The following is a 23,906-nucleotide window of genomic DNA, read 5'->3' as shown; positions in this document are numbered from 1 at the left end:
TTCCATTGATTATTTCTGCGCGCTGTGCATCTTCGAAATGAGAATGTATGCTGTTGCCGCGCCAAGGACTGGCTCAACCCCGTCCTTCTATTTTTAGATTCCGGAGCAGTTGATGAGTATTGACCTGAGTGGTTTGTCCGCCAAAGAGCTGGGCGCCCTGATCAAGAACGCCAAGAAGCAGCAGACGATCGTCGCCAAGCGCCCGGCCATCACCAAGGTCCGCGCACAGCTGACCAAGTTGGCCAAGGCAAACGGATACACCCTGGAAGAAGTGGCGGGCGTTACCGCTCCCACCCGCGGCCGCGCCAGCAAGGCCGCCGGCGCAGCACCGGCCAAGGCCGTGCGCAAGCTGGGCAAGGTTGCCCCGAAGTACCGCAACCCGGCCAACCCGAAGGAAACCTGGACCGGACGTGGCAAGCAGCCGCGCTGGCTGGCCGCGCACACCACCAAGGGCAAGAAGCTGGAAGATTTCCTGATCAAGAAGTAAGCGATGCGCCGATGGCGCGCGCATTGAAACGCCGGCCGGGATGGCTGGCGTTTTTTTTTGGGGTTACGTGCGCAGGCCTTCGGAAACTCTCAGAAACTCACAGATTCTTTCGCGCCGGCACCAGCAGGTTGCCGAACAATAATCCCGCCACGAGTGCCATTACCACGTTGAGCACGGTCATCAGTACGGTCTGGCCGGCACTCATGTCCTGCTGCTGCACCAACGTGAGCACGCCGCGCAGGCTGGTGCTGCCGGGCACCAGCATGATGATGCCGGGCAGGCGGATGATTGCGCCCGGTCGCTGCACCAGGCGGCCGAACAGGTTGCCTGCGGCGGTCATCACCATCGCCGACATGAAGATGCCGGCCGGCAGGCCCCACGCTTGGCCGGCAAACTTGGAGATCGCATAGCCGGCCACCGAGGCCGCGATCACCCACGGGTAATCGCGGCGGTGGGCCTTGAACAGCATCGCGAACGCGAACGCCGCGATCAGCAGCGCGCTCCATTCCACCCAGTCGGCTTGGGGGCGCGATGCGCGCACCACCGGGTCCAGCCCGATGATGCCCGACAGCGTCACCGCGATCACCGCACCGACGGTGAGCTTGAGGATGGTGGTGATGGCACCGGCAAACCGCGCGGTGCCCGATACCCAGTGCTGGCTGGCCAGTTCGTTGACCGCGTTGGTGAGCGACATGCCGGGCAACATCACCACCAGCGACGCGATGATGACGGTATTGAGGTTGAGCGCGCCCACGAACGAGGCCACCAGTGCCGCCACCGTACCGGCCAGCAGTGCCGCCAATGCCTCGCTGGCTTCGCGGCTGGCCGGGCGGCGGTCGGTGACCAGCGTCATCAGCCCGATCAGCAACCCGATCACCCCGGCGGTGGCGATATCCAGCCACGGCAGTTTCCACAGCCCGGCCACCCCGGCCGCGCCCAGGCTGTAGGACAGGATCATGCGGATCTTGCCGCGCCGGCCCGGGTCCTTGTCCAGCTGCCGCAGTGCGGTATGGCCCTGGGCGATGCTCATGGTGCCGTTGGCCACCGCTTCGGTGATCTGGTCGGCGATGCTGAGCTTGTGCAGGTCGTTTTCGCCCGGTGCCAGCCGGATGACGCGCGTGATGTCCGATGAACCGATGGCCTTGGTCGGGTCGCTGAAGCTCAGGATCAGCCCGGTCGGGTTCGACCACGGCTCGCAGTCCAGGTCCAGCCGCTGCGACAGCGCAACCACCGCCGCCTCCAGCCGCTGGGCCGTGGTGCCGTAGCTGTGCAGCCGTCCGGCGATCTCGGATACGAAGGCCACCCGCTGTGCGTAGGTGGCCGGAGGGGTGGCAATGGCGGGTGCGTCGGAAGACATGCGGCGTAGTATTACCCGATGTCGGGGCGCGCACACACTTGGCATCCACGCAGACAGGTTATGCTGCGTGGAGGACGCCCCATGACGCCAGACCAGACCCCCAAACTTGAACAGGATCCACAGGACCCCGGTCTCATCCGGTTGTCCGGGCAGTGGACCTTGCGCACCGCGCTGGACGCGGCCGAAGTGCTGCGCGCGGCACCGGAAAAAGTCACCGGCATCGATGCGAGCGGCATCACCCAGCTGGATTCGGCTGGCGTGCTGCAGGTACTGCGGGTGGCCCATCGCGCCGACCTGGCCGAGGATGCACTGACCTTCCGCGAGGACCACCGCGCGCTGGTGTGCACCATCGAAGAAGTGGCCGACGACCGCCCCAAGGCCAAGCGCGACTTCGGCGTGCTGGCCGCGCTGGAGCGGCTGGGCCGCAGCGTGCATGCCACCGGCCACAACATCGTGGCGCTGGCCAGCTTCCTGGGCGAGAACCTGGTCAAGGGCGGCCGCCTGCTGCGCGAGCCGCGCCGTTTCCGACTGACCGCCACCGTGCACCACATGGAGCAGGTGGGGCTGGATGCGGTGCCGCTGGTGGCGCTGCTGTCTTACCTGGTGGGTGCGGTGATCGCGTTCCTGGGCTCGACCATCCTGCGTGACTTCGGCGCCGAGATCTACGTGGTGGAGCTGGTCAGCATCGCCTTCCTGCGCGAATTCGCGGTGCTGCTCACCGCGATCGTGCTGGCCGGCCGCACCGCCAGCGCGTTCACCGCGCAGATCGGCTCGATGAAGGCGCGCGAGGAAATCGACGCCATCCAGACCCTGGGCCTGGACCCGGTCGACCTGCTGGTGCTGCCGCGCCTGATCGCGCTGCTGATCACCCTGCCGCTGCTGACCTTCGTGGCGATGATCGCCGGCCTGGCCGGTGGCGTCACCGTGGGCGCGTTCGACCTGGATATTCCGCCGCAGATGTACCTGGCGCGCCTGCACGACACCATCGAAGTGCGGCACATGCTGGTGGGCCTGTCCAAAGCGCCGGTGTTCGCCGCCGTGATCGGCCTGATCGGCTGCCTGGAAGGGCTCAAAGTGGAAGGCACCGCGCAGTCGGTGGGTGAGCGCACCACCTCCAGCGTGGTGCAGACCATCTCGCTGGTGATCATCATCGACGCGTTCGCCGCGTTGTGGTTCATGCACATGGATTGGTGATGACGACCACAGCCGCCCCTGAAGAAGACACCCGCGTGGACCTGGCCGATGAAGACGGCCTGGCGATCCGCGTGCGTGGGCTGACCAACCGCTTCGGCAGCCAGACCGTGCATGACGGGCTGGACCTGGACGTGCGCCGCGGCGAGATCCTGGGCGTGGTGGGCGGCTCGGGTACCGGCAAGTCGGTGCTGATGCGCAGCATCCTGGGCCTGCGCCATCCCGATGCCGGCGAGATCGAGGTGCTGGGCGTGGATGCGCGCTCGGACAACCGCGCCGACCGCCTGCACATCGAACGCAACACCGGCGTGCTGTTCCAGGATGGCGCGCTGTTCTCGTCCATGACCGTGGGCGAGAACGTGCAGGTGCCGCTGAAGGAACACCACGGCGAACTGCCCGAGCGCTGGCACTACGAACTGGCGCTGCTGAAGGTGAAGCTGGCCGGCCTGCCGGCCGACGCGATCAACAAGCTGCCCTCGCAGCTCTCCGGTGGCATGCGCAAGCGCGCCGGCCTGGCCCGCGCGCTGGCGCTGGACCCGCCGCTGCTGTTCCTGGACGAGCCCACCGCCGGGCTGGATCCGATCGGCGCGGCCGCCTTCGACCGCCTGATCAAGACCCTGCAGGAAGCACTGGGCCTGACCGTGCTGCTGATCACGCACGACCTGGACACCCTGTATGCGATCTGCGACCGGGTGGCGGTGCTGGCCGACCACAAGGTGATCGCCAACGCACCGTTGCATGAGATCGAACAACTGGAGCATCCGTGGATCCAGGAATATTTCCACGGACCGCGTGCGCGTGCTGCACGCGCCGCCAAGCAGAAGAGCGAGTAAGCCATGGAAACCAAAGCCAATTACGTACTGATCGGCGCGTTCACCCTGATCGTGGGGCTGGCATTGCTGGCCTTCGGCCTCTGGGCGGCCAAGTACTCCTCCGACCGCACCTGGACCGAGTACCGGGTGGTGTTCCGCGAAGCCGTCACCGGCCTGTCGGTGGGCAGCCCGGTGCAGTACAACGGCATCGCGGTCGGCTCGATCACCGAACTGAACCTGGTGCCGGATGACCCGCGCCAAGTGGTCGCTCGGATCCGTCTCAACTCCAACACGCCGGTCAAGACCGACACCCGCGCCAAGCTGGCCATCACCAGCCTGACCGGGCCTTCGATCATCCAGCTCAGCGGCGGCACGCCGCAGGCGCAGGCGCTGACCGCGGTGAACAAGGACCCGGCGCCGATCATCCCGACCACGCCATCGGCGCTGCAGAACATCACCGACGTGGCCAACCGCATCGTCGAGCGCATGGACCAGGTGCTGAGCGACCGCAACGTGGCCAGCATCAACGCCACCCTGGCCAACCTGGAAACCATCAGCGGCGGCCTGGCCGACCGCGACCAGGGTACCCAGGCGCTGCTGCTCAGCGCGCGCGATGCCGCGCGCAGCCTGGATGTGACGCTCAAGACCACCAACGGCACCATCGAGCGCCTGGACAAGAACCTGGTGCAGCAGCTGCCGCCGATCCTGGACAAACTGGAGACCACCCTGACCAAGCTCGATTCGGCGGCCGGCAGTGCCGATTCGATCCTGGGCGAGAACCGCGCGGCCATCAACAGCTTCGCCAACGATGGCCTGGCCCAGCTCGGGCCGACGTTGACCGAGCTGCGCGGGCTGATCCGCGACCTGCGCCGGGTCAGCGACAAACTGGACAACAACCCGGCCCGCTACCTGCTGGGCCGCGACGCGCCGAAGGAGTTCGAACCCAAATGAGCCGCTTCCCTCTCCTGCCCGCCTCCCTGCCCCGCCTGCTGTTGCCGGCGGCACTGATGATCGCGCTGGGCGCCTGCTCGTCGTTGCTGGGCGGCGGCGAACGCAGCCAGGTCACCATCTACTCACCCGTGGTGAAGATCCAGCCCGATCCGTCCTGGCCGAAGGTCGACTGGGCGCTGGTGCTGGTCAAGCCGACCGCCGCGCGCGTGGTCGACAGCCCGCGCATCAACGTGCGGCCGAACCCGGGCGAGCTGGAGGTCTACAAGGGCGTGAGCTGGGCGCAGCCGGCCACCGACATGGTCGACGACGCGCTGGTGCGCGCGTTCGAGGATTCCGGCCGCATCACCGGCGTGGCGCGTGCCACCACCGGCATCCGCGCCGACTACAAGCTGGCGCTGGATGTACGCCGTTTCGAATCCGATTACCGCGGCCAGCCGACCCCGACCGCTTTCATCGAGATCAACGCCAAGTTGATCCACGTGATCGACCAGCGCGTGGTCGCCGACCGCACGTTCCGCCAGGAGCAGCCGGTAGGCAGCACGGCCACCGGCGATGTCGCCCGGGCGCTCGAGAAGGGCCTCCAGGCGGTCACCACCGAACTGGTCGGGTGGACCCTCACCACCGGCCAGGCCGACAGCCACACGGCCGCAGTCATCCCGACGCGGTTGCGTTGATCCAACGGAACGTGAGGTTGATGCGTTCGGCCAAGGGCCGGGCGCTTTTTGGCAGGGCGTGCTGGTAGAAGGTCTGCGTGCGCCCGCCCATCACCAGCAGGTCGCCATGACCCAGGGTGACCTCCGCCTTTCGCGCATGGTCATCGCGTCGGCGCAGCAGGAACCGGCGGGCGGCGCCGAGGCTGAGCGAGGCGATCACCGGCGTGGGTCCCAGTTCGGGTTCGTTGTCACTGTGCCAGCCCATGCCGTCGTCGTTGTCGCGGTAGCAGTTGAGCAGCACGCTGTTGAACGGCTGGCCGCAGAACTGGCCCAAGGCGTCGCGGAGCGGGACCAAGGCGGGATGCCAGGCGTGCGGCACGAAGTCGGTGCCCGAATAGCGGTAACGGGCCGCCGGGTCACCCATCCAGCAGCTCAGCCGTGGTGAATCCACCTGCCTGCCGAACATTTTGATCCTGTGCACGTCCCACGGCACCTCGCCGCGCAGCTGGCGCTGCAGGGCGTCCGCCTCGGCGGCGGCCAACCAGTGGCGGTGCCAGTGCACCGAAGCATCGGGAAGATGGAGGTCCATGCGGGAACGCTAGCATGCAACTGCGTGACAACGGGCTGCAGGACCGCCTGGGCCGGCCAACGGTCGGCGCTACCCGGTGTGTGCGCCCGGCCGGTACGCGTCACCGGGTATCTGCGCTGGGCGGGTACGCGTCACCTCCACGTGGAGTCCTCTACAATCTGCGGCCTGAGGCGCGTTTTTCCCGTCGCGCCACCACCCGCCGCATTGTCACAAGGTTCCTGCATGAGAAGTCACGACAGCAGCAAGCGCGTCCTGGTCACCGGTGGCGCCGGATTCCTCGGCTCGCACCTGATCGAACGCCTGCTGGAGCAGGGCCATGAGGTGGTGTGCGCGGACAACCTGTTCACCGGCACCAAGCGCAACATCGCGCACCTGTTGGGCAACCCGCACTTCGAGTTCCTGCGCCACGATGTGACCTTCCCGTTGTACATCGAGGTGGACGAGATCTGGAACCTGGCCTGCCCCGCGTCGCCGGTGCATTACAGCCACGACCCGGTGCAGACCACCAAGACCTCGGTGCATGGCGCGATCAACCTGCTGGGGCTGGCCAAGCGGCTGGACTGCCGGATCTTCCAGGCCTCCACCAGCGAGGTATACGGCGATCCCAGCGTGCACCCGCAGCGCGAGGAATACTGGGGCAACGTCAACCCGATCGGCCCGCGCTCGTGCTACGACGAGGGCAAGCGCTGCGCCGAGACGCTGTTCTTCGATTACCACCGCCAGCATGGCCTGGACATCAAGGTGGCGCGCATCTTCAACACCTATGGCCCGCGCATGCACCCCAATGATGGGCGCGTGGTGTCCAACTTCATCGTGCAGGCGTTGCGCGGCGAAAACATCACCATTTACGGCGAGGGGCAGCAGACGCGCTCGTTCTGCTACGTGGATGACCTGATAGAGGGTTTCATGCGCTTGATGGCCACGGACAAGGATTTCACCGGGCCGTGCAACCTGGGCAATCCGGCAGAGATGACCATCCGCGAGCTGGCGGAGGCGGTTATCGCGCTGACCAATTCCGGGTCAAAGCTGGTGTTCAAGCCGCTGCCGCAGGACGACCCGATGCAGCGCCAGCCGGATATCACGCTGGCCAAGAGCCGGCTTGGTGGGTGGGAGCCGCAGGTGAAGCTGGAAGAAGGGTTGCGCCGGACGATTGCCTATTTTGAGACCCTGCTGAGCGAATCCCGGTAACGCCGACTTTTGGATGGCTGCGTTGGCGCGGTAGAGCCGTCTGTTAGACGGCTGCCTTTAGCCTGGTAGAGCCGTCTGTTAGACGGCTGCCTTCTGCGCGGAGAGCAGCGGACTAACAGTCCGCTCTACCCGTCCTCGACACCCGTGTTCGATACCGTTTTCGATACCCGTCCGCGATACCGGTCAGCTCTGCCCCCCGTCCGCTCTACAACAGCGTTGATTCTTCAGCCGTAGGCGTTACCGACACTGGTAGGTGACGTCCTGGCGGCTGTGGCGGAACGGGTCGGTCAGGTCGTCGGAGTATTTACCCAGCAGCAGCCGCTGCTTTGGCAGGAAGTGCTGGCGGTAGAAGCGGCTCATGCCGGCCACGCGCCGGCCCTTGTCGGTCAGCAACACGCAGCCGTTCCCGATGTGGATCGTGCCCGAGCTTTCCTGTTCAGTCAGCCGCACGTCCACCAGCCGGTGTTCCACCATGTATTCCTTGGTGAACACGTCCTGGAAGGCATCCTGGCGGATGCCGCCGCCGCGCTGGTCCAGCTTTTCCAGGATGTAGAAGGACAGCGAGCGGTCGATCACGGTCGGCACGGAGATCGCGAAGGAATAGCCGCCCAGCAGCCACACCGCGACCAGCAGTACTTTCTCGGTCACGGTGAAACGCCGCAGCGCGGGCAGCAGCAGCAAGAGGCCGGTCAGCACCGCCGCCAGCAGCGCATCCCCAATGGCCGCATAGAACACCACGTCCACGCTGAAGAAGCGCACGTGCAGGAAATGGATGCCCAGCAGCAGCACCACGTAGACGATGGTCAGCAGCAGTGCGTTGCGCAGGGTTTTCATGGCTTGAATACCAGAAGGCGGTTGCCCAGGAACGAAAGGATGAACTGGAGGATGCTGATCAGCACGAAGCCCACGCGGTAATCGAACTTCAGCAGGTCCGACCACAGCGCCATCAGCCCGCCGTTGAGCAATGCAATGGCGGCATACAGCAGCACGAACCGCCACAGCTGGCCGCTGGCGCGGGCCTGGGTGGCGGCGAACACGAAGTAGCGGTTGCCCAGAAAGGACGACACGATGGCCACCGCCGCCGCCAGCAGGTTGGCCACGCCTTTGGAAGGCACGTGCACCACCTCCACCAGCAGGCTCAGCACCGCGAAGTGCACGCCGGTCGCCACCAACCCGTTGATGACGTAACGCAGCAGCTGGCGAAACTCAGCGTGGCGCGACATCGGCGGTTACTTCGGTGACACCGGCCAGGTATTCGCGGTACGCGCCCGGTTTCTGGATGGTGCCGCGCACGATGCCACTGAGCATCAGCGTCATCAGCGTGAGCGTACCGGTCTGCAGGAACACCAGGAACAGCACGCCCAGCGCCATCGAGAACCAGCCCGGCGTGGCGTAACCGGCCAGCTTGAGCAGGGTGGCTACCACGGCCAGCACGATCGACGCCGAAGACACCAGCACGCACATCAGGCCCACGCGGACCAGCACGTCTTCGGCGAACACCATCAGCGCGCGGAACCCATGCAGGGTCAGGCCCACGAAGTTCATCTTGCTCTGCCCGGCGTAGCGCGGCCCACGGTCGATCGGGCACACCGCCAGGCGCAGCTTGCTGGCGATCAGCCCCGCGGCCACATGGGTCCAGACCTCGTGCATCGCGTTGAGCCGGTGCAGCGCACCGACCTTGATCGCCATGAAGTTGCCGAAGCTGATGGTGCGCCCGGTCAGCAGCTGGAAGATGAATTTGTAGACCACGTAGAACGCGCGGAAACGCAGGGTTTCCACCCGGCTCCTGCGCCGCGCCACGGCTACGTCCACATTTTCGTCGCGCAACGCCTCGAGCAGGGTGGAGATGGTCTCGGGCAGGTCTTCGCCGTCGGAATCCATCACGACCACCCGCTGGGCGTCCGGCAGGTTCTCTTCGACATAGCCCAGCCCGATCGCGATCGCCTTCTGGTGGCCGACATTGCGGCGCAGCCTCAGCACCACCCCGCTGACCCCGGAGCTGGACAGCTGGAAGGGCTGCACCGGTTCGCGGATCGAGCCGTCGTCCACCGCCACCACGAAAACGCGGTCGCCGTACAGGCGCGCCAGTTCGGTGAACAACCGGGTGGAGGCTACGTGGTCTTCGTAGACCGGCGTCACCACCACGAACGACGAGTTGGGCTCAAGCATTGGGTTCTCCTGCATTCCGGCGCGGGCCCGTCTGTCTCCACTGGTCCAGCAGCACCAGCACCGCGTACATCAACAGCAACTGTACCGGCAGCGCCACGCGCTTGGCACTGGTGGCCAGGTGCCATGCCAGATCGTGCGGAGTGCTCAGGTACACCGCGAACAGCACGGCAAAATAGGCCGCGGCAACGGCCAGCCCGGCCCGGGCCGCAGACACGCGCCAGGTGCGCGCCCACAGTACCAGCAGCAGCACCAGCGGCACCCACACGGCACTACGCAGCAGGGCCTTCAGGATCAGAACGCTGGGTGCCAGCTCGGGCAGGCGCGCCAGCAGCTGCCCCTTCAGGTCGCTTTGGGCCAGGTCGTTGCCGAGGTCGGCGCCGGCCACGGCCAGCTTCCACGCCAGCAGCGGCAGCATCGACACGGCGAACGCGGCCAGCAGGCCCCACGGCATGCGGCGGTCGCGCAGCACGACCGTACCCACCGCGACCACGCCGACCAGGATGGCCAGCACCGCGCCTTCGTTCTTGATGAGGGTCAGCACCGCCGACAGCGCCGCATAGGCGGCGAGGTTGAACCAGGCCCCCTCGGCCGCGTCCCTGCGCGGCTGGATCGCTACGGCAAGCGCCGCAACCGCGTAGACCGCCAGGAACGCATCCATGTAGCCGTCGACCAGGTAGCGCCCCCCCACCTCCAGCACCGCCACCGCCAACAGGCCGGCGGCCCACCACGTGCGCAGGCTGCGCGCGATCAACAACAGCGGCGGCAGCAGCAGCAGCGTCGCGGCCGCCTTGGGGAAGATCTCGTTCCAGTGCCCCACCACCCTGGCGGCCGTGGCCGACCACAGCGGCATCAGCGAGGGGTAATCGTTGTGGCTGAAGATGGCATAGCCGTCCAGCTGTGCGTACAGCGAATTCTCCAGATAGATCCGCTTGGCATGCAGCATCCAGATCGAGCGCGGGTCCCACTCGTCGGTGGGGCTGCCCAGCGCCAGCACCAGCAGCACCGCGACGATACCCAGCATCCAGGCGGCGCGGCCGTCGCGCAGGGCCAGCAGTGACCACAGCGCACAGACGAGCACCGCGATGAAGGCCAGCTGCGCCGGCAGCCCGACCCAGCCAAAGGCGGCGAAGGCATAGCAGAGCAGCACGCCGGCCAGCATGCCCAGCGCGGCGCGGGCGCCCCCGTCAGTGGCAGTCAACGAGAACAATGCGCTCACTCCTTGCGATTTCGGTGCAGTTGGGCTGCTGGGGGCCGGGAGTCCGCCAGAGCATCAGGCCCTTGTCAGCCCAGTGGATGCGGCGCGGGTACAGCCCGTCCCACAGGCGTTCGCGGACCAGCGGGTCTTCCCAGAGGCCCGGCGCCAGGGCAATCGGCCCGCCGCTCTGCTCATGGCGGAGCAGCTCGCGGGCTTCCACCACCTCGGGCGGTACCGATTCGCTCCAGCCGGCGTCGGCCACGAAGGCCTGGCGCAGCAGCGATCCGTTGAAATCGACATCCTTCGCGATGCCGCGCAGGCCCACCAGCAGCGCCGAGCCGATCAGCAGACCGACCAGCCAGCGTTGCAGCACGGAGGGGTTACCCTTCCCGGGTTTGATCACGGCAGCATTCCAGGTTCAGCCAAGCCGGAAAGTCTAGCATTCGGCCTACGCGGGTGATCGTTACATGGACGCGCATCCGGGAACGGCCTTCCCCGCCGGTATTCATGCCATTGCCGGACGCGGACAATTCAACGGCGGTCGATAGGGATGCGACCCTACCAGCGCCTTTGCCGCGCTCAGCGGTCGGGTTGGTTTCCAAACAACCGCCCGTATCCGGTCAACGCCTGGTAACGCTAGACCCCTGAGCGGCACCGCGCCGGCCGCGCGCCAAATGGCGCAACCAATGCCATAAACGCCATCAAATATTGCACCGGGGAACACCGCGAAACTCGGATATCCGCGGCAATGTTAACCACGTCCCATATTGCAGAAACGTTGCTACGCAAGGCATTCCAACGCCGCATGACCGGATCGCGTCATCACTATTGATGCCGTCATCGAACCGGCGCAAATCAACAGAGACAATCAACTTCCGCTACCGTCTCCACGTCTGCATGGTGACTACCGGAGTCTGAAAACTCCGTAACGAACAGCTGGTCCTCCGCGTCGGGAGGGTGACTAATACAACACCCGCATGGGGAATACGTCGCACCGTTCGTTACACGGTTTTCAGCCTCCCGACTCCCTCGCCATTCCGGCGAGGGAGACACTCCGGAGAGCCACCATGCATTCCAATGACAACGATGCGTCCATCCGCTCCACCCCTCGCCCCCACCTCGGCTGGCATAAGCCCAAGCGGATTCTGGTGGGTTCGCTGATCTACAACGACGAAAGTCCGCAGCCCGGCGACCCGATCATCCCCTGCATCAAACTGCGCGGCATGTGGATGTCCGAGGCCGGCATCGCACCTGGAACCCGTTTGACGGTGGAGATGTATGACGGCGCCATCCTGCTGCGTGCGGCGGAGCCGGCGGTGTTGGTACAACTTCGGCCGGTCAGGCGCAGTCACCAGCGGGCGCATTCCGGTCGGTGACGGCCTCAGCGACGTTTGGCGCCGCCCTGCATTGCCGCTGCACCGGCGAACGCCCAGAATGACGGCCATTGCCGTTGTGCTGGAGCCCGCATGCCCGTTGCCGCGTTCACCCTGACCAGAGTCTGCCGTTCATGACCGCCCTGAAGGCCAGGCTGCGCGCTGCGGTCTATCTGGTGCTGCGTACCGGCTTCCGGGCGCTGCCCCTGTCAGAAGGGCAGCGCGACCGCCTGCGCGGCCGCTTCCTGGACCGGCATTCGGACTGGGTGCCGCCGCCGGCGCGCGGGCGGCTTGATGTGGCGGGCGGCGACGGCGCCCGCCGCCCGCTGGTCCGCGCTGATGAACCCGCCATCGGCCACGTGCCGTACCGGGCCGAGGCCTTGCCTGCAACTCTGCCTGCGACCCTGGTGGCGTTCTATCTGCCGCAGTTCCACCCCATCGAACAGAACGATGCGTGGTGGGGCAAGGGCTTCACCGAATGGCGCAATGTCACCCGCGCCCTGCCCCAGTTCGAGGGCCACGTGCAGCCGCGTTTGCCGGCCGATCTGGGCTTCTACGACCTGCGCAACCCGCAGATCATGCGCGAGCAAGCCAGCCTGGCGCAGGAATATGGCATCGGCGCGTTCTGCTTCTACTACTACTGGTTCAGCGGCACAACGCTGCTGGAGACGCCGCTGCGCCAGTGGCTGGCCGACGACAGCATCGAAATGCCGTTCTGCCTTTGCTGGGCCAACGAGAACTGGGCCCGGCGCTGGGACGGACGCGGCGATGACATTCTCATTGGCCAGCAACACAGTGCAGAGGACGATATCGCCTTCATTGCGCACGTGGCCGATTACCTGCGCGACCGCCGTGCGTTGAAGGTGGATGGCAAACCGATGCTGCTGGTGTACCGCCCGCACCTGCTGCCCGACGCACGTGCCACCGCACAGCGCTGGCGCCAGTGGTGCCGGGACCATGACATCGGCGAGATCCACCTGGCCTACGTGCAGGGCTTCGAGCGCCCGGACCCACGCGATATCGATTTCGATGCGGCCGTTGAATTCCCGCCGAACATGAGCAACCCGCGCTCGCTGACCGCTGACCAGTACCTGATCAACCCGGATTTCCACGGTGACGTGCGCGACTGGCGCGAGCTGGCCAGCGAAATCGCCGCGCGCCCGCTGCCCGACTACCCGCTGTACCCCGGGGTCAATCCCGGCTGGGACAACGAGGCGCGCCGTTCCGGGCGCGGCCGCGTGTACCTGCATGCATCACCGCGCGGCTACCGCGACTGGCTGTCGACCACGATCCACCAACGCCTTGCACCGGTGCCCAAGGACCAGCGCCTGGTATTCATCAACGCGTGGAACGAGTGGGCCGAAGGCGCGGTGCTGGAGCCGGACATTCGGCTGGGCCATGCGTACCTGGATGCCACCCGGCAGGCACTGCGTACTCCAACGATGAGACCCGCTACCAGCCGCCCCTGTGTTCTGATCCACGCGCGCGAGGTCGGTGCGCTGACGCAGCGACTGAACGCCATTGGCGGCACGGGCCTGGAATGGCGGATCATCATCACCACTACCGAGGGCTTGCGCCCCACCATTGAACAGGCGGTGCAGCAGACCTCGCTGGTAGCCGAAATCGAGATCGTTGGCGATCAGGGCAGCGATGTGCTGTCCTTCCTGCAGGTCGCCGAGCGGCTGTATGTGGAAGGCGAACAGGTACTGCTCAATGTGTCTGCAGGCGCCCCCCACGCCCCGCATCAGTTGAACGCCGATCTGGCGGTAGCCGATTGCGCCAGCGTTGCCTTCCGGGCGTTCGTAAACGAGCCGGACCTCGGCATGATCACCATTGGACCACGGGGAGCGGTGCCGGCCTCTGTGAGCGACCGCGACCTGGGTGCACTGCGCGCCAGGCTGGGGCTGGGGCCTGCCACCGAAGAGCATGAGAACGGGGAAGCCACCGGTCCGTTCTGGGTGCGGCTTTCGGCACTGAGACCACTCCTGGATGCGCACCTGCCGCGCTCGCTTTTCGATGATGGTGCCGGCACACAGGCCAAGGCAATCATCGCCCTGCTCCCGTCCGTTGTGCGCCATGCCGGCGCACGCGTGAAGGAGGAACCCGGCTTGACCGGGTGACGGCAACCTGCCGGCGCAAGCCGGCAGGTTGCGGCGCCTCAGCCGAAGCTGACGCCGGTCTTTTCCTTCAGCTCCTCGCTGCTCACGCCCGGCGCGGCTTCGACCAGCTTCAAGCCAGCGTCGGTAACGTCGAACACGGCCAGGTCGGTGATGATCCGGTCCACCACGCCCACGCCGGTCAGCGGCAGGGTGCACTCGGGCAGGATCTTGTGCTCGCCGTTCTTGGCGGTGTGCTCCATCAGCACCACCACGCGCTGCACACCGGCCACCAGGTCCATGGCGCCACCCATGCCCTTGACCATCTTGCCGGGCACCATCCAGTTGGCCAGGTCGCCCTTGTCGGTGACCTGCATCGCGCCAAGGATTGCCAGGTTCACGTGGCCGCCGCGGATCATCGCGAAGCTGTCGTGGCTGCCGAAATAGCTGGCACCCGCACGCGCGGTGACCGTCTGCTTGCCGGCGTTGATCAGGTCCGCATCCACCTCGGCTTCGGTCGGGAACGGGCCGATGCCGAGCAGGCCGTTTTCGGACTGCAGCCACACGTCCACGCCGTCTGGAATGTGGTTGGCGACCAGGGTCGGCAGGCCGATGCCCAGGTTCACGTACGCACCGTCGGTGAGCTCGCGGGCGGCGCGCTGCGCCATTTCATCGCGGGTCCATGCCATCTCAGTTGCCCTCCGCACGCACGGTGCGCTGTTCGATCCGCTTCTCGGGAGTGGGGTTGTGCACGATGCGGTGCACGTAGATGCCGGGCAGGTGCACCTGGTCCGGGTCGATGCTGCCCACCGGCACCACTTCTTCCACTTCCACCACGCACAGCCTGCCGGCCATTGCGCAGGCAGGGTTGAAGTTGCGCGCGGTCTTGCGGAACACCAGGTTGCCGGCCTCGTCGGCCTTCCACGCCTTGACCAGCGCCACGTCGGCGCGCAGCGCGGTTTCCATCACGTAGTGCTTACCGTCGAACTCGCGGGTTTCCTTGCCGTCGGCCACGACGGTGCCGAAGCCGGTGGCGGTGAAGAAGGCGGGAATGCCCGCACCGCCGGCCCGCAGGCGCTCGGCCAGGGTGCCTTGCGGGTTGAACTCCAGCTCCAGCTCACCGGCCAGGTACTGGCGTTCGAATTCCTTGTTCTCGCCCACGTAGGACGAAATCATCTTCTTGATCTGGCGCGTTTCCAGCAGCTGGCCCAGGCCGAACCCGTCCACGCCGGCGTTGTTGGAGATTACCGTCAGGCCCTTCACCCCGGTGTCGCGCAGTGCGGCGATCAGCGCTTCGGGAATGCCGCACAGGCCGAAGCCGCCGACGGCCAGGGTCTGGCCATCGGCCACCGCGCCCTGCAGCGCCTCGGCGGCGCTGGCGTAGCGCTTGCCGCGCCGGCCGCCGTTGTCTGGGGACTTGCTCATCTACGCCCTCACCTCGTTGATGTAAGGGCCCATTGTAGCCATTGCCGGTAGCGTCCCCGGCTGAAAACGCTTCCCATACATCGCAGCGGCTAAACTCGCCTACTGACTACAGAAAGGACCCCCGATGACCCTCCCCGCATTCAAGGCGTATGACATCCGCGGCCGCGTGCCGGACGAGCTGAACGAAGATATGGCGCGGAAGATCGGCGTGGCGCTGGCGGCCCAGCTGGAGCCAGGCACGGTGGTGGTGGGCCACGATGTGCGCCTTACCAGCCCCGCCCTGCAGGACGCCCTGGCCGCCGGCCTGCGCGGCGCCGGGCGCGAGGTGCTGGACATCGGCCTGTGCGGCACCGAGGAGGTGTACTTCCAGGTCGACCACCTGAATGCCGCCGGCGGGGTCATGGTCACCGCCAGCCACAACCCGATGGACTACAACGGCATGAAGCTGGTCAAGCAGCAGGCCCGGCCGATCAGTTCCGACACCGGACTGTTCGCAATCTCCGACGCGGTCGAGGCGGACACCACCACTGCCGTGGAGCCCAAGGCGGGTATCCAGTCGCATACGGGCAAGAGCGCCTACATCGAGCACCTGCTCAGCTACGTTGACCGCGCCGCGCTCAAGCCGCTGAAGCTGGTGGTCAACGCTGGCAATGGCGGCGCCGGCACCATCGTGGACCTGCTGGCACCGCACCTCCCCTTCGAGTTCGTGCGCATCGCCCACGAGCCGGATGGCAGCTTCCCGAACGGCATTCCCAATCCGCTGCTGATCGAGAACCGGGAGATGACCGCGCAGGCCGTGCTCGAACACGGTGCGGACTTCGGCATCGCCTGGGATGGCGATTTCGACCGCTGCTTCTTCTTCGACCACACCGGCCGCTTCATCGAAGGCTATTACCTGGTCGGCCTGCTGGCCAAGGCCATCCTCGCCCGTCAGCCCGGCGGCAAGGTGGTCCACGACCCGCGCCTGCTGTGGAACACCGTGGAGATGGTGGAAGACGCCGGCGGCCAGGCCGTGCTGTGCAAGAGCGGCCATGCCTTCATCAAGGAAAAGATGCGGGCCGAAGACGCCGTTTACGGCGGCGAGATGAGCGCGCACCATTATTTCCGCGAGTTCGCCTACGCCGACTCCGGCATGATTCCGTGGCTGCTGATCGCCGCGCTGGTGTCTGAAACCGGGCTCTCGCTGGCCGACCTGGTCGAAGAGCGCATGCAGAAATTCCCGTGCAGCGGCGAGATCAACTTCAAGGTCAGCGATGCCAAGCTGGCGGTGGCGCGGGTGATGGAACACTTTGCTTCCTACGCCCCTACGCTGGATCACACCGACGGTATCAGCGCGGATTTCGGCCAGTGGCGCTTCAACCTGCGCAGCTCCAATACCGAGCCGCTGCTGCGCCTGAACGTAGAATCACGAGGCGATGCGGCACTGCTGCAGCAGCGCACCGATGAGATCTCCCAGCTGCTCAAGGCATCCTGAGGCACCGCCTGATGAACGACATCCTTCCGGTCATCCTGTCTGGCGGTTCCGGCACGCGGCTATGGCCGCTGTCGCGCGAGGCCTACCCGAAGCAGTTCCTGGCCCTGGCCGGTGAGCAGACCATGCTGCAGGCCACCTGGCAGCGGGTGGAGCCGATTGCCGGGCGGGCACCGCTGGTGGTGGCCAACGAGGAGCACCGGTTTGTTGCCGCCGAACAGCTGCAGCAGCTGGGCGTGGTACCGCAGGCCATCCTGCTGGAGCCGGTCGGCCGCAACACCGCGCCGGCCATCGCCGTGGCGGCACTGGAAGCCACGCTGGAGGACGGCGACCCGGTCCTGCTGGTGCTTCCGTCGGACCATGTGATCGCCGATGAAGCGGCTTTCCGCGCGGCGGTGCTGAGCGCCCTGCCTGCCGCGAAGGAGGGCAAGCTGGTTACGTTCGGCATCGTGCCCACCGGTCCGGAGACCGGCTACGGCTACATCAAGGCCTCCTCGGGCGGTGAAGTGCGCGCGGTCGACCGCTTCGTCGAGAAGCCGGACGCGGAGACGGCCCAGCAGTATGTCCAATCCGGCGAATACTTCTGGAACAGCGGCATGTTCCTGTTCAAGGCGTCGCGCTACCTGGCCGAACTGGAACTGTTCCAGCCGGAGATGCTGGCAGCCAGCCGCAATGCCTGGCAGCTGGCTCGACGCGATGCGGACTTCACCCGACTGGACAAGGAGGCCTTCGCCGTGGTGCCGGCCGACTCCATCGACTACGCGGTGATGGAGAAGACCGCCGACGCCGTCGTGGTGCCGCTGGATGCCGGCTGGAACGATGTGGGCTCGTGGACGGCGCTGCGTGACGTATCTGCGCAGGATGCCGATGGCAACGCCCACCACGGTGATGTCATCGCCATCGACTGCCGCAACACCTACGCCTACGGCGAGCGCCTCATCGCGCTGGTGGGGCTGGATGACGTGATCGTGGTGGAGACCGACGATGCGGTGATGGTCGGGCGCAGCGACCGCATGCAGGAGATCAAGCAGGTGGTGGCGCGACTCAAGGCCGACGCACGGCCCGAAGCCACCTGGCACCGCAAGGTATACCGCCCGTGGGGCGCCTACGATTCGATTGATAACGGCGAGCGTTTCCAGGTCAAGCGGATCACGGTCAAGCCCGGCGGTACGCTGAGCCTGCAGATGCACCACCACCGCGCCGAACACTGGGTAGTGGTAAGCGGCACCGCCGAGGTTACCCGTGGTGATGAGGTGATCCTGCTGGGCGAAAACCAGAGCACCTACATTCCGCTGGGCGTAACCCATCGGCTGCGCAACCCGGGCAAGCTGCCGCTGGAGCTGATCGAGGTGCAGTCCGGCAGCTATCTGGGCGAGGACGACATCGTGCGGTTCGAGGATACGTACGGCCGCAGCTGAGCCGCTGGTGCATGCATATAAAAACCCGGCAACGCCGGGTTTTTCCTTGGGGGTGGAGCCACGCCGTAAGTGGCTGTGCCTGCTCAAATCTCAGCAATCACACGCTTCAACCCATCCTGCCAGCTGGGCAGCACAAGATCGAAATCCGACTGGATTCTGGATACGTCCAGATGCGAATAGGCCGGCCGCTTGGCCGGGGTCGGATACTCGTCGGTGGTAATGGCCTCCACCATCGGCGCACGCTTCAGTTTTCCCGCAGCAACTGCCTCGGCAAGAATGGCTTCAGCAAAGCCATGCCAACTGGTTTCGCCCTCGGCCGTGAGGTGCCAGGTCCCCGACAGCGCACCCGGGTGCTGCAGCACCTGCGCGGTCACGTCGGCAATCAGCGCGGCCGGCGTGGGCGTTCCCACCTGATCGGCCACCACGCGAAGCACATCGCGCTCGGCACCAACGCGCAGCATGGTGCGCAGGAAGTTGGCGCTGTGCGAGGCGTACACCCACGCAGTGCGGAAGATCATATGGCGGCCGCCGCCCGCTCGCACTGCGTCCTCACCGGCCAGCTTGCTTTGGCCATACACGCCCAGCGGTGCAGTGGCATCGTCTTCTCGATACGGGTGCGAGCCTTGACCGTCGAACACGTAATCCGTCGAGTAGTGGACCAGAGGCACGCCGGCCGCTGCACACCAACGCGCGATCGCGCCAGGCGCTTCAGCGTTGACGCGCCATGCGACTGCGGTTTCGTCTTCTGCGCGGTCTACAGCCGTATACGCTGCCGCATTCACGACGAAGTCCGGACGAACAAGGTCCAGCACATTGGCCAACGTGTCGGGTTGCTCGAAGTCGGCGGTCTCGCAGGCCGTACCATCGACAAGGCGACCACTGCGCGTGGTCGCCACTACGTTCCCCAGTGGAGCAAGCGCCCGGACCAGCTCCCGACCGAGCTGACCATTGCCGCCGAAAACAAGCAGGGTGGTGGCTCGACTCAAGGCGCGTAAACCGGCAGACGGTCTTCGGCAATCTCCCCGAGGAACGGAGCCGTCTCATCCTTGGCCGACAGCGTTGGCGCGCTGATTGGCCAGTCCACCGCGATGTCGGCATCGTTCCAACGGATGCCGGCGTCCGCCTCTTTCACATACACATCAGTGCACAGATAGTTGAACAGGGCGCGCTCGGACAGAACCGCGAAGCCATGCGCGAAGCCTTCCGGTATCCAGAACTGCTTTCTGTTCTCGGCACTGAGCACCACCGAAGCCCAGCGCCCAAAGGTCGGTGAGCCGCGGCGGACATCCACAGCCACGTCATACACCTCTCCTTCCAGCACGCTGACCAGCTTGCCCTGGGGACGCGGCCACTGGTAATGCAGCCCACGCAACACACCCTTGGCAGAACTCGACACGTTGCTCTGCACGAACTGGGTCGGCAATCCGTGTTCGCCAAAGCGTTCGGCGTTCCAGGTTTCATAGAAGAAACCACGGGAATCGCCGAACACCGTCGGTTCGATCACCAGGCACCCAGGCAGTGCGGTGGGAATCAGCTTCAAGGAACGATTCCGCGCTGCGCCAAGGTGTGCAGGTACTGGCCGTAACCATTCTTGATCAGCGGTGCAGCCAATGCCTCAAGTTGCTCTGCATTGATCCAGCCTCGGCCGAACGCGATTTCCTCTGGGCAGCACACCTGCAGGCCCTGACGGGTCTGAATGGTTTCGATGAAGTTGGACGCCTCGAGAAGAGACTGGTGCGTGCCAGTATCCAGCCACGCATAACCGCGCCCCAATGCTTCCAGGTGCAGGTTGCCTTCACGCAGGTAGCGCTGATTGAGATCCGTGATCTCCAACTCGCCGCGCGGCGACGGCGTCAACTCGGCGGCGTAATCGCTGGCGTTCCCGTCGTAGAAGTACAGACCGGTGACAGCGTAGTTCGACCGCGGCTTGGCAGGCTTTTCGACCAGATCGATGACCTTGCCGGCCTTGTCGAACTCAGCCACACCGTAGCGTTCCGGGTCGTTCACCCAGTAGCCGAATACGGTTGCGCCGGTGTCGCGCTCATCTGCGTTGCGCAGCACTTCGCGCAGGCCATGGCCGTGGAAGATGTTGTCGCCCAGCACCAGGCAGCTCGGCTTGCCGCCCACGAAGTCCTTGCCGATGAGATAGGCCTGGGCCAGCCCATCGGGGCTGGGCTGCACGGCGTACTCAATGTTCATGCCCCACTGCGAGCCATCGCCCAGCAGTGTCTGGAACAACGCCTGCTCATGGGGGGTGTTGATAATCAGCACATCGCGGATGCCAGCCAGCATCAGCACGCTGAGCGGGTAATAGATCATCGGCTTGTCGTACACCGGCAGCAGCTGCTTGCTGACACCCTTGGTGATCGGGTACAGGCGCGTGCCCGAACCGCCGGCGAGGATGATGCCTTTACGCTGGGTCATGTGTGGTTTCCTGATTCAGGCGGCGGTGCCGATTCGCTGCAGACGGTAGCTGCCGTCAAGCACGCCGTTGACCCATTCCTGGTTGTCCAGGTACCAGTCGACGGTGAAGGCGATGCCCTGGTCAAAGGTGTACTTCGGTTCCCAGCCCAGGTGGTCTTTGAGCTTGGATGCATCGATCGCATAACGGCGGTCGTGCCCCGGGCGGTCGGCCACGTAGGTGATCTGACTGCCGCGCGGCTGGCCGTCCTCGCGGGGGCGGCGTGCATCGAGCAGCGCGCAGATCGCGTGCACTACTTCGATGTTTTCCTTCTCGGAGTTGCCGCCCACGTTGTAGGTCTCGCCGACCTGGCCCTTGGCCAGCACGGTACGGATCGCTTCGCAGTGGTCGGACACGAACAGCCAGTCACGGACCTGCTTGCCATCGCCGTAGACCGGCAGCGGTTCGCCGGCCAGCGCCTTGGCAATCACCAGCGGAATGAGCTTTTCCGGGAAGTGGTACGGGCCATAGTTGTTGGAGCAGTTGGTGGTCAGCACCGGCAGCCCGTAGGTGTGGTGGAACGCCCGCACCAGATGGTCCGATGCCGCCTTGGACGCCGAATAAGGCGAATTGGGGGCATACGGAGTGGTTTCGCTGAACTTGCCGGTCTCGCCGAGGGTGCCGTAGACCTCGTCGGTGGAGACATGCAGGAAGCGGAACGCCGCGCCCTTGTCGGCCGGAAGCGCCTTCCAATAGTCACGCACGGCCTCCAGCAGGCCCAGGGTGCCCACGACGTTGGTCTGGATGAAGGCGCCGGGGCCGTCGATCGAGCGGTCCACATGGCTTTCGGCGGCGAAGTTCAGCACCGCGTCGGGCTGGTATTCGGCCAGCAGGCGGGTGACCAGCTCGCGGTCGCCGATGTCGCCGTGCACGAACACGTGATCCGGATTGCCCTCCAGCGGGGCCAGCGTCTTCAGGTTACCGGCGTAGGTCAGCGCATCGAGATTGATGACGCGCACGCCCTTGGCGACGGCTTCCAGCACAAAGTTACCGCCAATGAATCCGGCACCGCCGGTGACAAGCCATGTGGGCACTACCTTTCTCCTGTTCGAGGTTCGTCCTGCGGGGGCCTGGCAGCTCCCCGATTCAGCGCGACAGCATACATCGGGTCGGTCTTCACGACCTCGTTTGGCAGATGAATGAGTCCAGTAGAAGCACCCTCGAGTGCCGCAACGCAACATATCCATACGCATTCGCATGGTGGCGCGCGGACAGTTAGAATCCCTGTCCCACCCCCCGAACCGGCAGCTTGCGTAGGGCCGGACGTTCCCAGCTATTGCGAGCCGGCCAGCGGCCGGCACTACCAAGGATCCCGCACCAGATGAAAATCCTCGTCGCGTACAAGCGCGTGGTGGACTACAACGTCCGCATTCAGGTCAAGCCGGACGGTTCCGGCGTGGTCACCGACGGCGTCAAGCTGTCCCCCAACCCCTTTGACGAAATCGCACTGGAAGAAGCCCTGCGCCTGCGCGACAAGGGCATCGCCACCGAGGTCGTGGTCGCCACCATCGCCCCGGCCGATGCCCAGGCGCACCTGCGCAACGGCCTGGCCATGGGGGCCAACCGCGCCATCCACGTGGTCACCGACCAGGCCATCCAGCCGCTGACCGCCGCGCGCACCCTGCTCAAGCTGGTCGAGAAGGAACAGCCGGACCTGGTCATCCTGGGCAAGCAGGCCATCGACGACGACGCCAACCAGACCGGCCAGATGCTGGCCACGCTGTGGGGCCGCCCGCAGGCGACCTTTGCCAGCAAGCTGGAGATCGCCGATGGCAAGGCCACGGTGACCCGCGAGGTCGACGCCGGCCTGGAAACGCTGGAAGTGGACCTGCCGGCCGTGATCACCACCGACCTGCGCCTGAACGAACCGCGCTTCATCAAACTGCCGGACATCATGAAGGCCAAGGCCAAGCCGCTGGAAACCCTGCAGCTGGCCGACCTCGGCGTTGAAGCAGCCGACACCTTCAAGACCACCCAGTATGCCGCGCCGTCCAAGCGCAGCAAGGGCGTGATGGTGAAGGACGCGGCCGAACTGGTTGCCGCACTCAAGCAGAAGGGGTTGCTGTAATGACCAAGATCCTCGTTGTTGCCGAACACCATGACGGCAAGCTCAATGCCGCCACTGCCAAGACCGTGAGCGCGGCCGCCGCCATCAGCGGCGCCAGCATCGACGTGCTGGTGCTGGCTGCCGACCCGGCGGCCGTGGCCGCCCAGGCCGCAGAACTGGCCGGCGTGACCAAGGTCCTGACCGTTGCCAATGCGGCTAACGCCCAGGCCCTGGCCCAGGTGCTGGCGCCGCAGATCGCGCAGCTGGCCAAGGGCTATACCCACGTCTTCGGCCCCTCGACCACCTTCGGCAAGGACCTGATGCCGTGCGTGGCCGCCCTGCTGGGCGTGAACCAGGTTTCGGACCTGATGACGGTTGAAGGCAGCCACAGCTTCAAGCGCCCGATCTACGCGGGCAACGCCATCATCACCGTGGAGGTCCCGGCCGACCAGATCGTGGTCGCCACCGTGCGTGCTGCCTCCTGGCCGGAAGCGGCCAAGGGCGGCAGCGCCCCGGTCGAAGCCGCCAGCGTGGACGCCGCCCTGCCCTCGCACACCCGCTTCATCGGCCTGGCCGCCGGTGCAACTGACCGCCCGGACCTGCAGAGCGCCAAGCGCGTGGTCTCCGGTGGCCGTGGCGTGGGTTCGGAGGAGAACTTCAAGGTGATCTTCCAGCTGGCCGACAAGCTGGGTGCCGCCGTGGGGGCCTCGCGCGCCGCCGTGGACGCCGGCTATGTGCCCAGCGACCTGCAGGTGGGCCAGACCGGGAAGATCATCTCGCCGGAGCTGTACGTGGCGGTGGGCATCAGCGGTGCCATCCAGCACCTGACCGGGATCAAGGACGCGGGCACCATCGTGGCGATCAACAAAGATCCCGATTCGCCGATCTTTGAGATTGCCGATATCGGCCTGGTCGGGGATCTGTTCACCCTGCTGCCGGAGCTGGAAGCGGCGCTCTGATTCGCGCAGCCAAGACCGAATGATCAAGGGCCAGACGGGGAAACCCGCCTGGCCCTTTTTTTGT

24 protein-coding genes and 1 pseudogene are annotated in these 23,906 nt (G+C 65.8%); 12 read left to right on the top strand and 13 right to left on the bottom strand.

Features of this window, described 5'->3' with window-relative positions:
• Positions 1–112: 112 nt before the first annotated feature.
• Positions 113–484: pseudogene (locus ACQG3P_RS05895) on the top strand (H-NS family nucleoid-associated regulatory protein); the annotation flags it as partial.
• Positions 485–584: 100 nt separating this feature from the next.
• Here the strand turns inward: ACQG3P_RS05895 and ACQG3P_RS05890 are convergent.
• Positions 585–1,844, bottom strand: a complete 1,260-nt coding sequence (locus ACQG3P_RS05890; protein WP_426804484.1) for a threonine/serine ThrE exporter family protein — start codon at positions 1,842–1,844, stop codon at positions 585–587.
• A gap of 81 nt (positions 1,845–1,925) precedes the next feature.
• Here ACQG3P_RS05890 and ACQG3P_RS05885 point away from each other — a divergent pair, with 81 nt between their 5' ends.
• From ACQG3P_RS05885 to ACQG3P_RS05870, 4 genes are read left to right on the top strand one after another with little or no spacing between them, the layout of a single operon-like run.
• Complete coding sequence (locus ACQG3P_RS05885; protein ID WP_068849114.1) at positions 1,926–3,038, top strand: ABC transporter permease; 1,113 nt, start codon at positions 1,926–1,928, stop codon at positions 3,036–3,038.
• On the top strand, positions 3,038–3,868 hold the full coding sequence (locus ACQG3P_RS05880; RefSeq protein ID WP_426804483.1) for an ABC transporter ATP-binding protein: 831 nt from the start codon (positions 3,038–3,040) through the stop codon (positions 3,866–3,868). The genes ACQG3P_RS05885 and ACQG3P_RS05880 overlap by 1 nt, the downstream gene beginning before the upstream one ends.
• A gap of 3 nt (positions 3,869–3,871) precedes the next feature.
• Positions 3,872–4,798, top strand: coding sequence for an MlaD family protein (locus ACQG3P_RS05875; protein ID WP_426804482.1), 927 nt, complete (start codon positions 3,872–3,874; stop codon positions 4,796–4,798).
• Complete coding sequence (locus tag ACQG3P_RS05870; RefSeq protein WP_426804481.1) at positions 4,795–5,472, top strand: ABC-type transport auxiliary lipoprotein family protein; 678 nt, start codon at positions 4,795–4,797, stop codon at positions 5,470–5,472. Before ACQG3P_RS05875 ends, ACQG3P_RS05870 begins: the two co-directional genes overlap by 4 nt.
• On the opposite strand, the gene ACQG3P_RS05865 is transcribed toward ACQG3P_RS05870, so the two are convergent.
• Positions 5,450–6,040, bottom strand: coding sequence for an alpha-ketoglutarate-dependent dioxygenase AlkB family protein (locus tag ACQG3P_RS05865; protein ID WP_426804480.1), 591 nt, complete (start codon positions 6,038–6,040; stop codon positions 5,450–5,452). The genes ACQG3P_RS05870 and ACQG3P_RS05865 overlap by 23 nt on opposite strands.
• A gap of 222 nt (positions 6,041–6,262) precedes the next feature.
• Here ACQG3P_RS05865 and ACQG3P_RS05860 point away from each other — a divergent pair, with 222 nt between their 5' ends.
• Entirely contained in the window at positions 6,263–7,228 is a 966-nt protein-coding gene (locus ACQG3P_RS05860) for a UDP-glucuronic acid decarboxylase family protein (protein WP_426804479.1), read from the top strand.
• 237 nt (positions 7,229–7,465) lie between these two features.
• Here ACQG3P_RS05860 and ACQG3P_RS05855 read toward each other — a convergent pair whose 3' ends face one another.
• The 5 genes from ACQG3P_RS05855 to ACQG3P_RS05835 are packed head-to-tail and all read right to left on the bottom strand — an operon-like array spanning position 7,466 to position 10,995.
• Positions 7,466–8,062: a hypothetical protein gene (locus ACQG3P_RS05855; protein ID WP_426804478.1), complete on the bottom strand. Its 597-nt coding sequence runs from the start codon at positions 8,060–8,062 to the stop codon at positions 7,466–7,468.
• Entirely contained in the window at positions 8,059–8,451 is a 393-nt protein-coding gene (locus tag ACQG3P_RS05850; protein ID WP_217538826.1) for a GtrA family protein, read from the bottom strand. The genes ACQG3P_RS05855 and ACQG3P_RS05850 overlap by 4 nt, the downstream gene beginning before the upstream one ends.
• Positions 8,435–9,397, bottom strand: coding sequence for a glycosyltransferase (locus ACQG3P_RS05845; RefSeq protein WP_426804477.1), 963 nt, complete (start codon positions 9,395–9,397; stop codon positions 8,435–8,437). The genes ACQG3P_RS05850 and ACQG3P_RS05845 overlap by 17 nt, the downstream gene beginning before the upstream one ends.
• Positions 9,390–10,604 (bottom strand): hypothetical protein, encoded by a 1,215-nt coding sequence (locus tag ACQG3P_RS05840; protein ID WP_426804476.1) that lies wholly within the window; start codon positions 10,602–10,604, stop codon positions 9,390–9,392. Before ACQG3P_RS05840 ends, ACQG3P_RS05845 begins: the two co-directional genes overlap by 8 nt.
• Positions 10,582–10,995, bottom strand: coding sequence for a hypothetical protein (locus tag ACQG3P_RS05835; protein ID WP_426804475.1), 414 nt, complete (start codon positions 10,993–10,995; stop codon positions 10,582–10,584). Before ACQG3P_RS05835 ends, ACQG3P_RS05840 begins: the two co-directional genes overlap by 23 nt.
• 664 nt (positions 10,996–11,659) lie before the next feature.
• On the opposite strand from ACQG3P_RS05835, the gene ACQG3P_RS05830 reads away from it, so the two are divergent.
• Positions 11,660–11,968: a SymE family type I addiction module toxin gene (locus ACQG3P_RS05830; protein WP_426804474.1), complete on the top strand. Its 309-nt coding sequence runs from the start codon at positions 11,660–11,662 to the stop codon at positions 11,966–11,968.
• 131 nt (positions 11,969–12,099) lie between these two features.
• On the top strand, positions 12,100–14,085 hold the full coding sequence (locus ACQG3P_RS05825; protein WP_426804473.1) for a glycoside hydrolase family 99-like domain-containing protein: 1,986 nt from the start codon (positions 12,100–12,102) through the stop codon (positions 14,083–14,085).
• 38 nt (positions 14,086–14,123) lie between these two features.
• Here ACQG3P_RS05825 and ACQG3P_RS05820 read toward each other — a convergent pair whose 3' ends face one another.
• Positions 14,124–14,750 (bottom strand): CoA transferase subunit B, encoded by a 627-nt coding sequence (locus ACQG3P_RS05820; RefSeq protein ID WP_426804472.1) that lies wholly within the window; start codon positions 14,748–14,750, stop codon positions 14,124–14,126.
• Between the two features lies 1 nt (position 14,751).
• The gene (locus ACQG3P_RS05815; protein WP_184124638.1) at positions 14,752–15,486 is read right to left on the bottom strand and encodes a CoA transferase subunit A; all 735 of its coding nucleotides are present in this window, start codon (positions 15,484–15,486) and stop codon (positions 14,752–14,754) included.
• 124 nt (positions 15,487–15,610) lie between these two features.
• Between ACQG3P_RS05815 and ACQG3P_RS05810 the strand changes: the two genes are divergently transcribed.
• Both ACQG3P_RS05810 and ACQG3P_RS05805 read left to right on the top strand, forming a co-directional pair.
• Positions 15,611–16,960, top strand: a complete 1,350-nt coding sequence (locus ACQG3P_RS05810; protein ID WP_426804471.1) for a phosphomannomutase — start codon at positions 15,611–15,613, stop codon at positions 16,958–16,960.
• An 11-nt stretch (positions 16,961–16,971) separates the two neighbouring features.
• Positions 16,972–18,375 (top strand): mannose-1-phosphate guanylyltransferase/mannose-6-phosphate isomerase, encoded by a 1,404-nt coding sequence (locus ACQG3P_RS05805; RefSeq protein ID WP_426804470.1) that lies wholly within the window; start codon positions 16,972–16,974, stop codon positions 18,373–18,375.
• 83 nt (positions 18,376–18,458) lie between these two features.
• On the opposite strand, the gene rfbD is transcribed toward ACQG3P_RS05805, so the two are convergent.
• Genes rfbD through rfbB form a run of 4 tightly spaced genes read right to left on the bottom strand, consistent with a single transcriptional unit; the run spans position 18,459 to position 21,870 of the window.
• Complete coding sequence (rfbD, locus tag ACQG3P_RS05800; protein WP_426804469.1) at positions 18,459–19,361, bottom strand: dTDP-4-dehydrorhamnose reductase; 903 nt, start codon at positions 19,359–19,361, stop codon at positions 18,459–18,461.
• Entirely contained in the window at positions 19,358–19,915 is a 558-nt protein-coding gene (rfbC, locus tag ACQG3P_RS05795; protein ID WP_426804468.1) for a dTDP-4-dehydrorhamnose 3,5-epimerase, read from the bottom strand. Before rfbC ends, rfbD begins: the two co-directional genes overlap by 4 nt.
• Entirely contained in the window at positions 19,912–20,799 is an 888-nt protein-coding gene (rfbA, locus tag ACQG3P_RS05790) for a glucose-1-phosphate thymidylyltransferase RfbA (RefSeq protein WP_426804467.1), read from the bottom strand. The genes rfbC and rfbA overlap by 4 nt, the downstream gene beginning before the upstream one ends.
• Positions 20,800–20,814: 15 nt before the next feature.
• Entirely contained in the window at positions 20,815–21,870 is a 1,056-nt protein-coding gene (rfbB, locus tag ACQG3P_RS05785) for a dTDP-glucose 4,6-dehydratase (protein WP_426804466.1), read from the bottom strand.
• A 287-nt stretch (positions 21,871–22,157) separates the two neighbouring features.
• Here rfbB and ACQG3P_RS05780 point away from each other — a divergent pair, with 287 nt between their 5' ends.
• Positions 22,158–22,904, top strand: coding sequence for an electron transfer flavoprotein subunit beta/FixA family protein (locus ACQG3P_RS05780; protein WP_184124615.1), 747 nt, complete (start codon positions 22,158–22,160; stop codon positions 22,902–22,904).
• Complete coding sequence (locus tag ACQG3P_RS05775) at positions 22,904–23,842, top strand: electron transfer flavoprotein subunit alpha/FixB family protein (protein WP_426804465.1); 939 nt, start codon at positions 22,904–22,906, stop codon at positions 23,840–23,842. The genes ACQG3P_RS05780 and ACQG3P_RS05775 overlap by 1 nt, the downstream gene beginning before the upstream one ends.
• The last annotated feature ends 64 nt before the right edge of the window (positions 23,843–23,906 follow it).

Origin of the sequence: Stenotrophomonas sp. SrG (genome assembly GCF_050031795.1) — a bacterium.
GTDB lineage: Bacteria > Pseudomonadota > Gammaproteobacteria > Xanthomonadales > Xanthomonadaceae > Stenotrophomonas > Stenotrophomonas rhizophila_A.
This window is presented reverse-complemented; position numbering and strand designations above follow the sequence as displayed.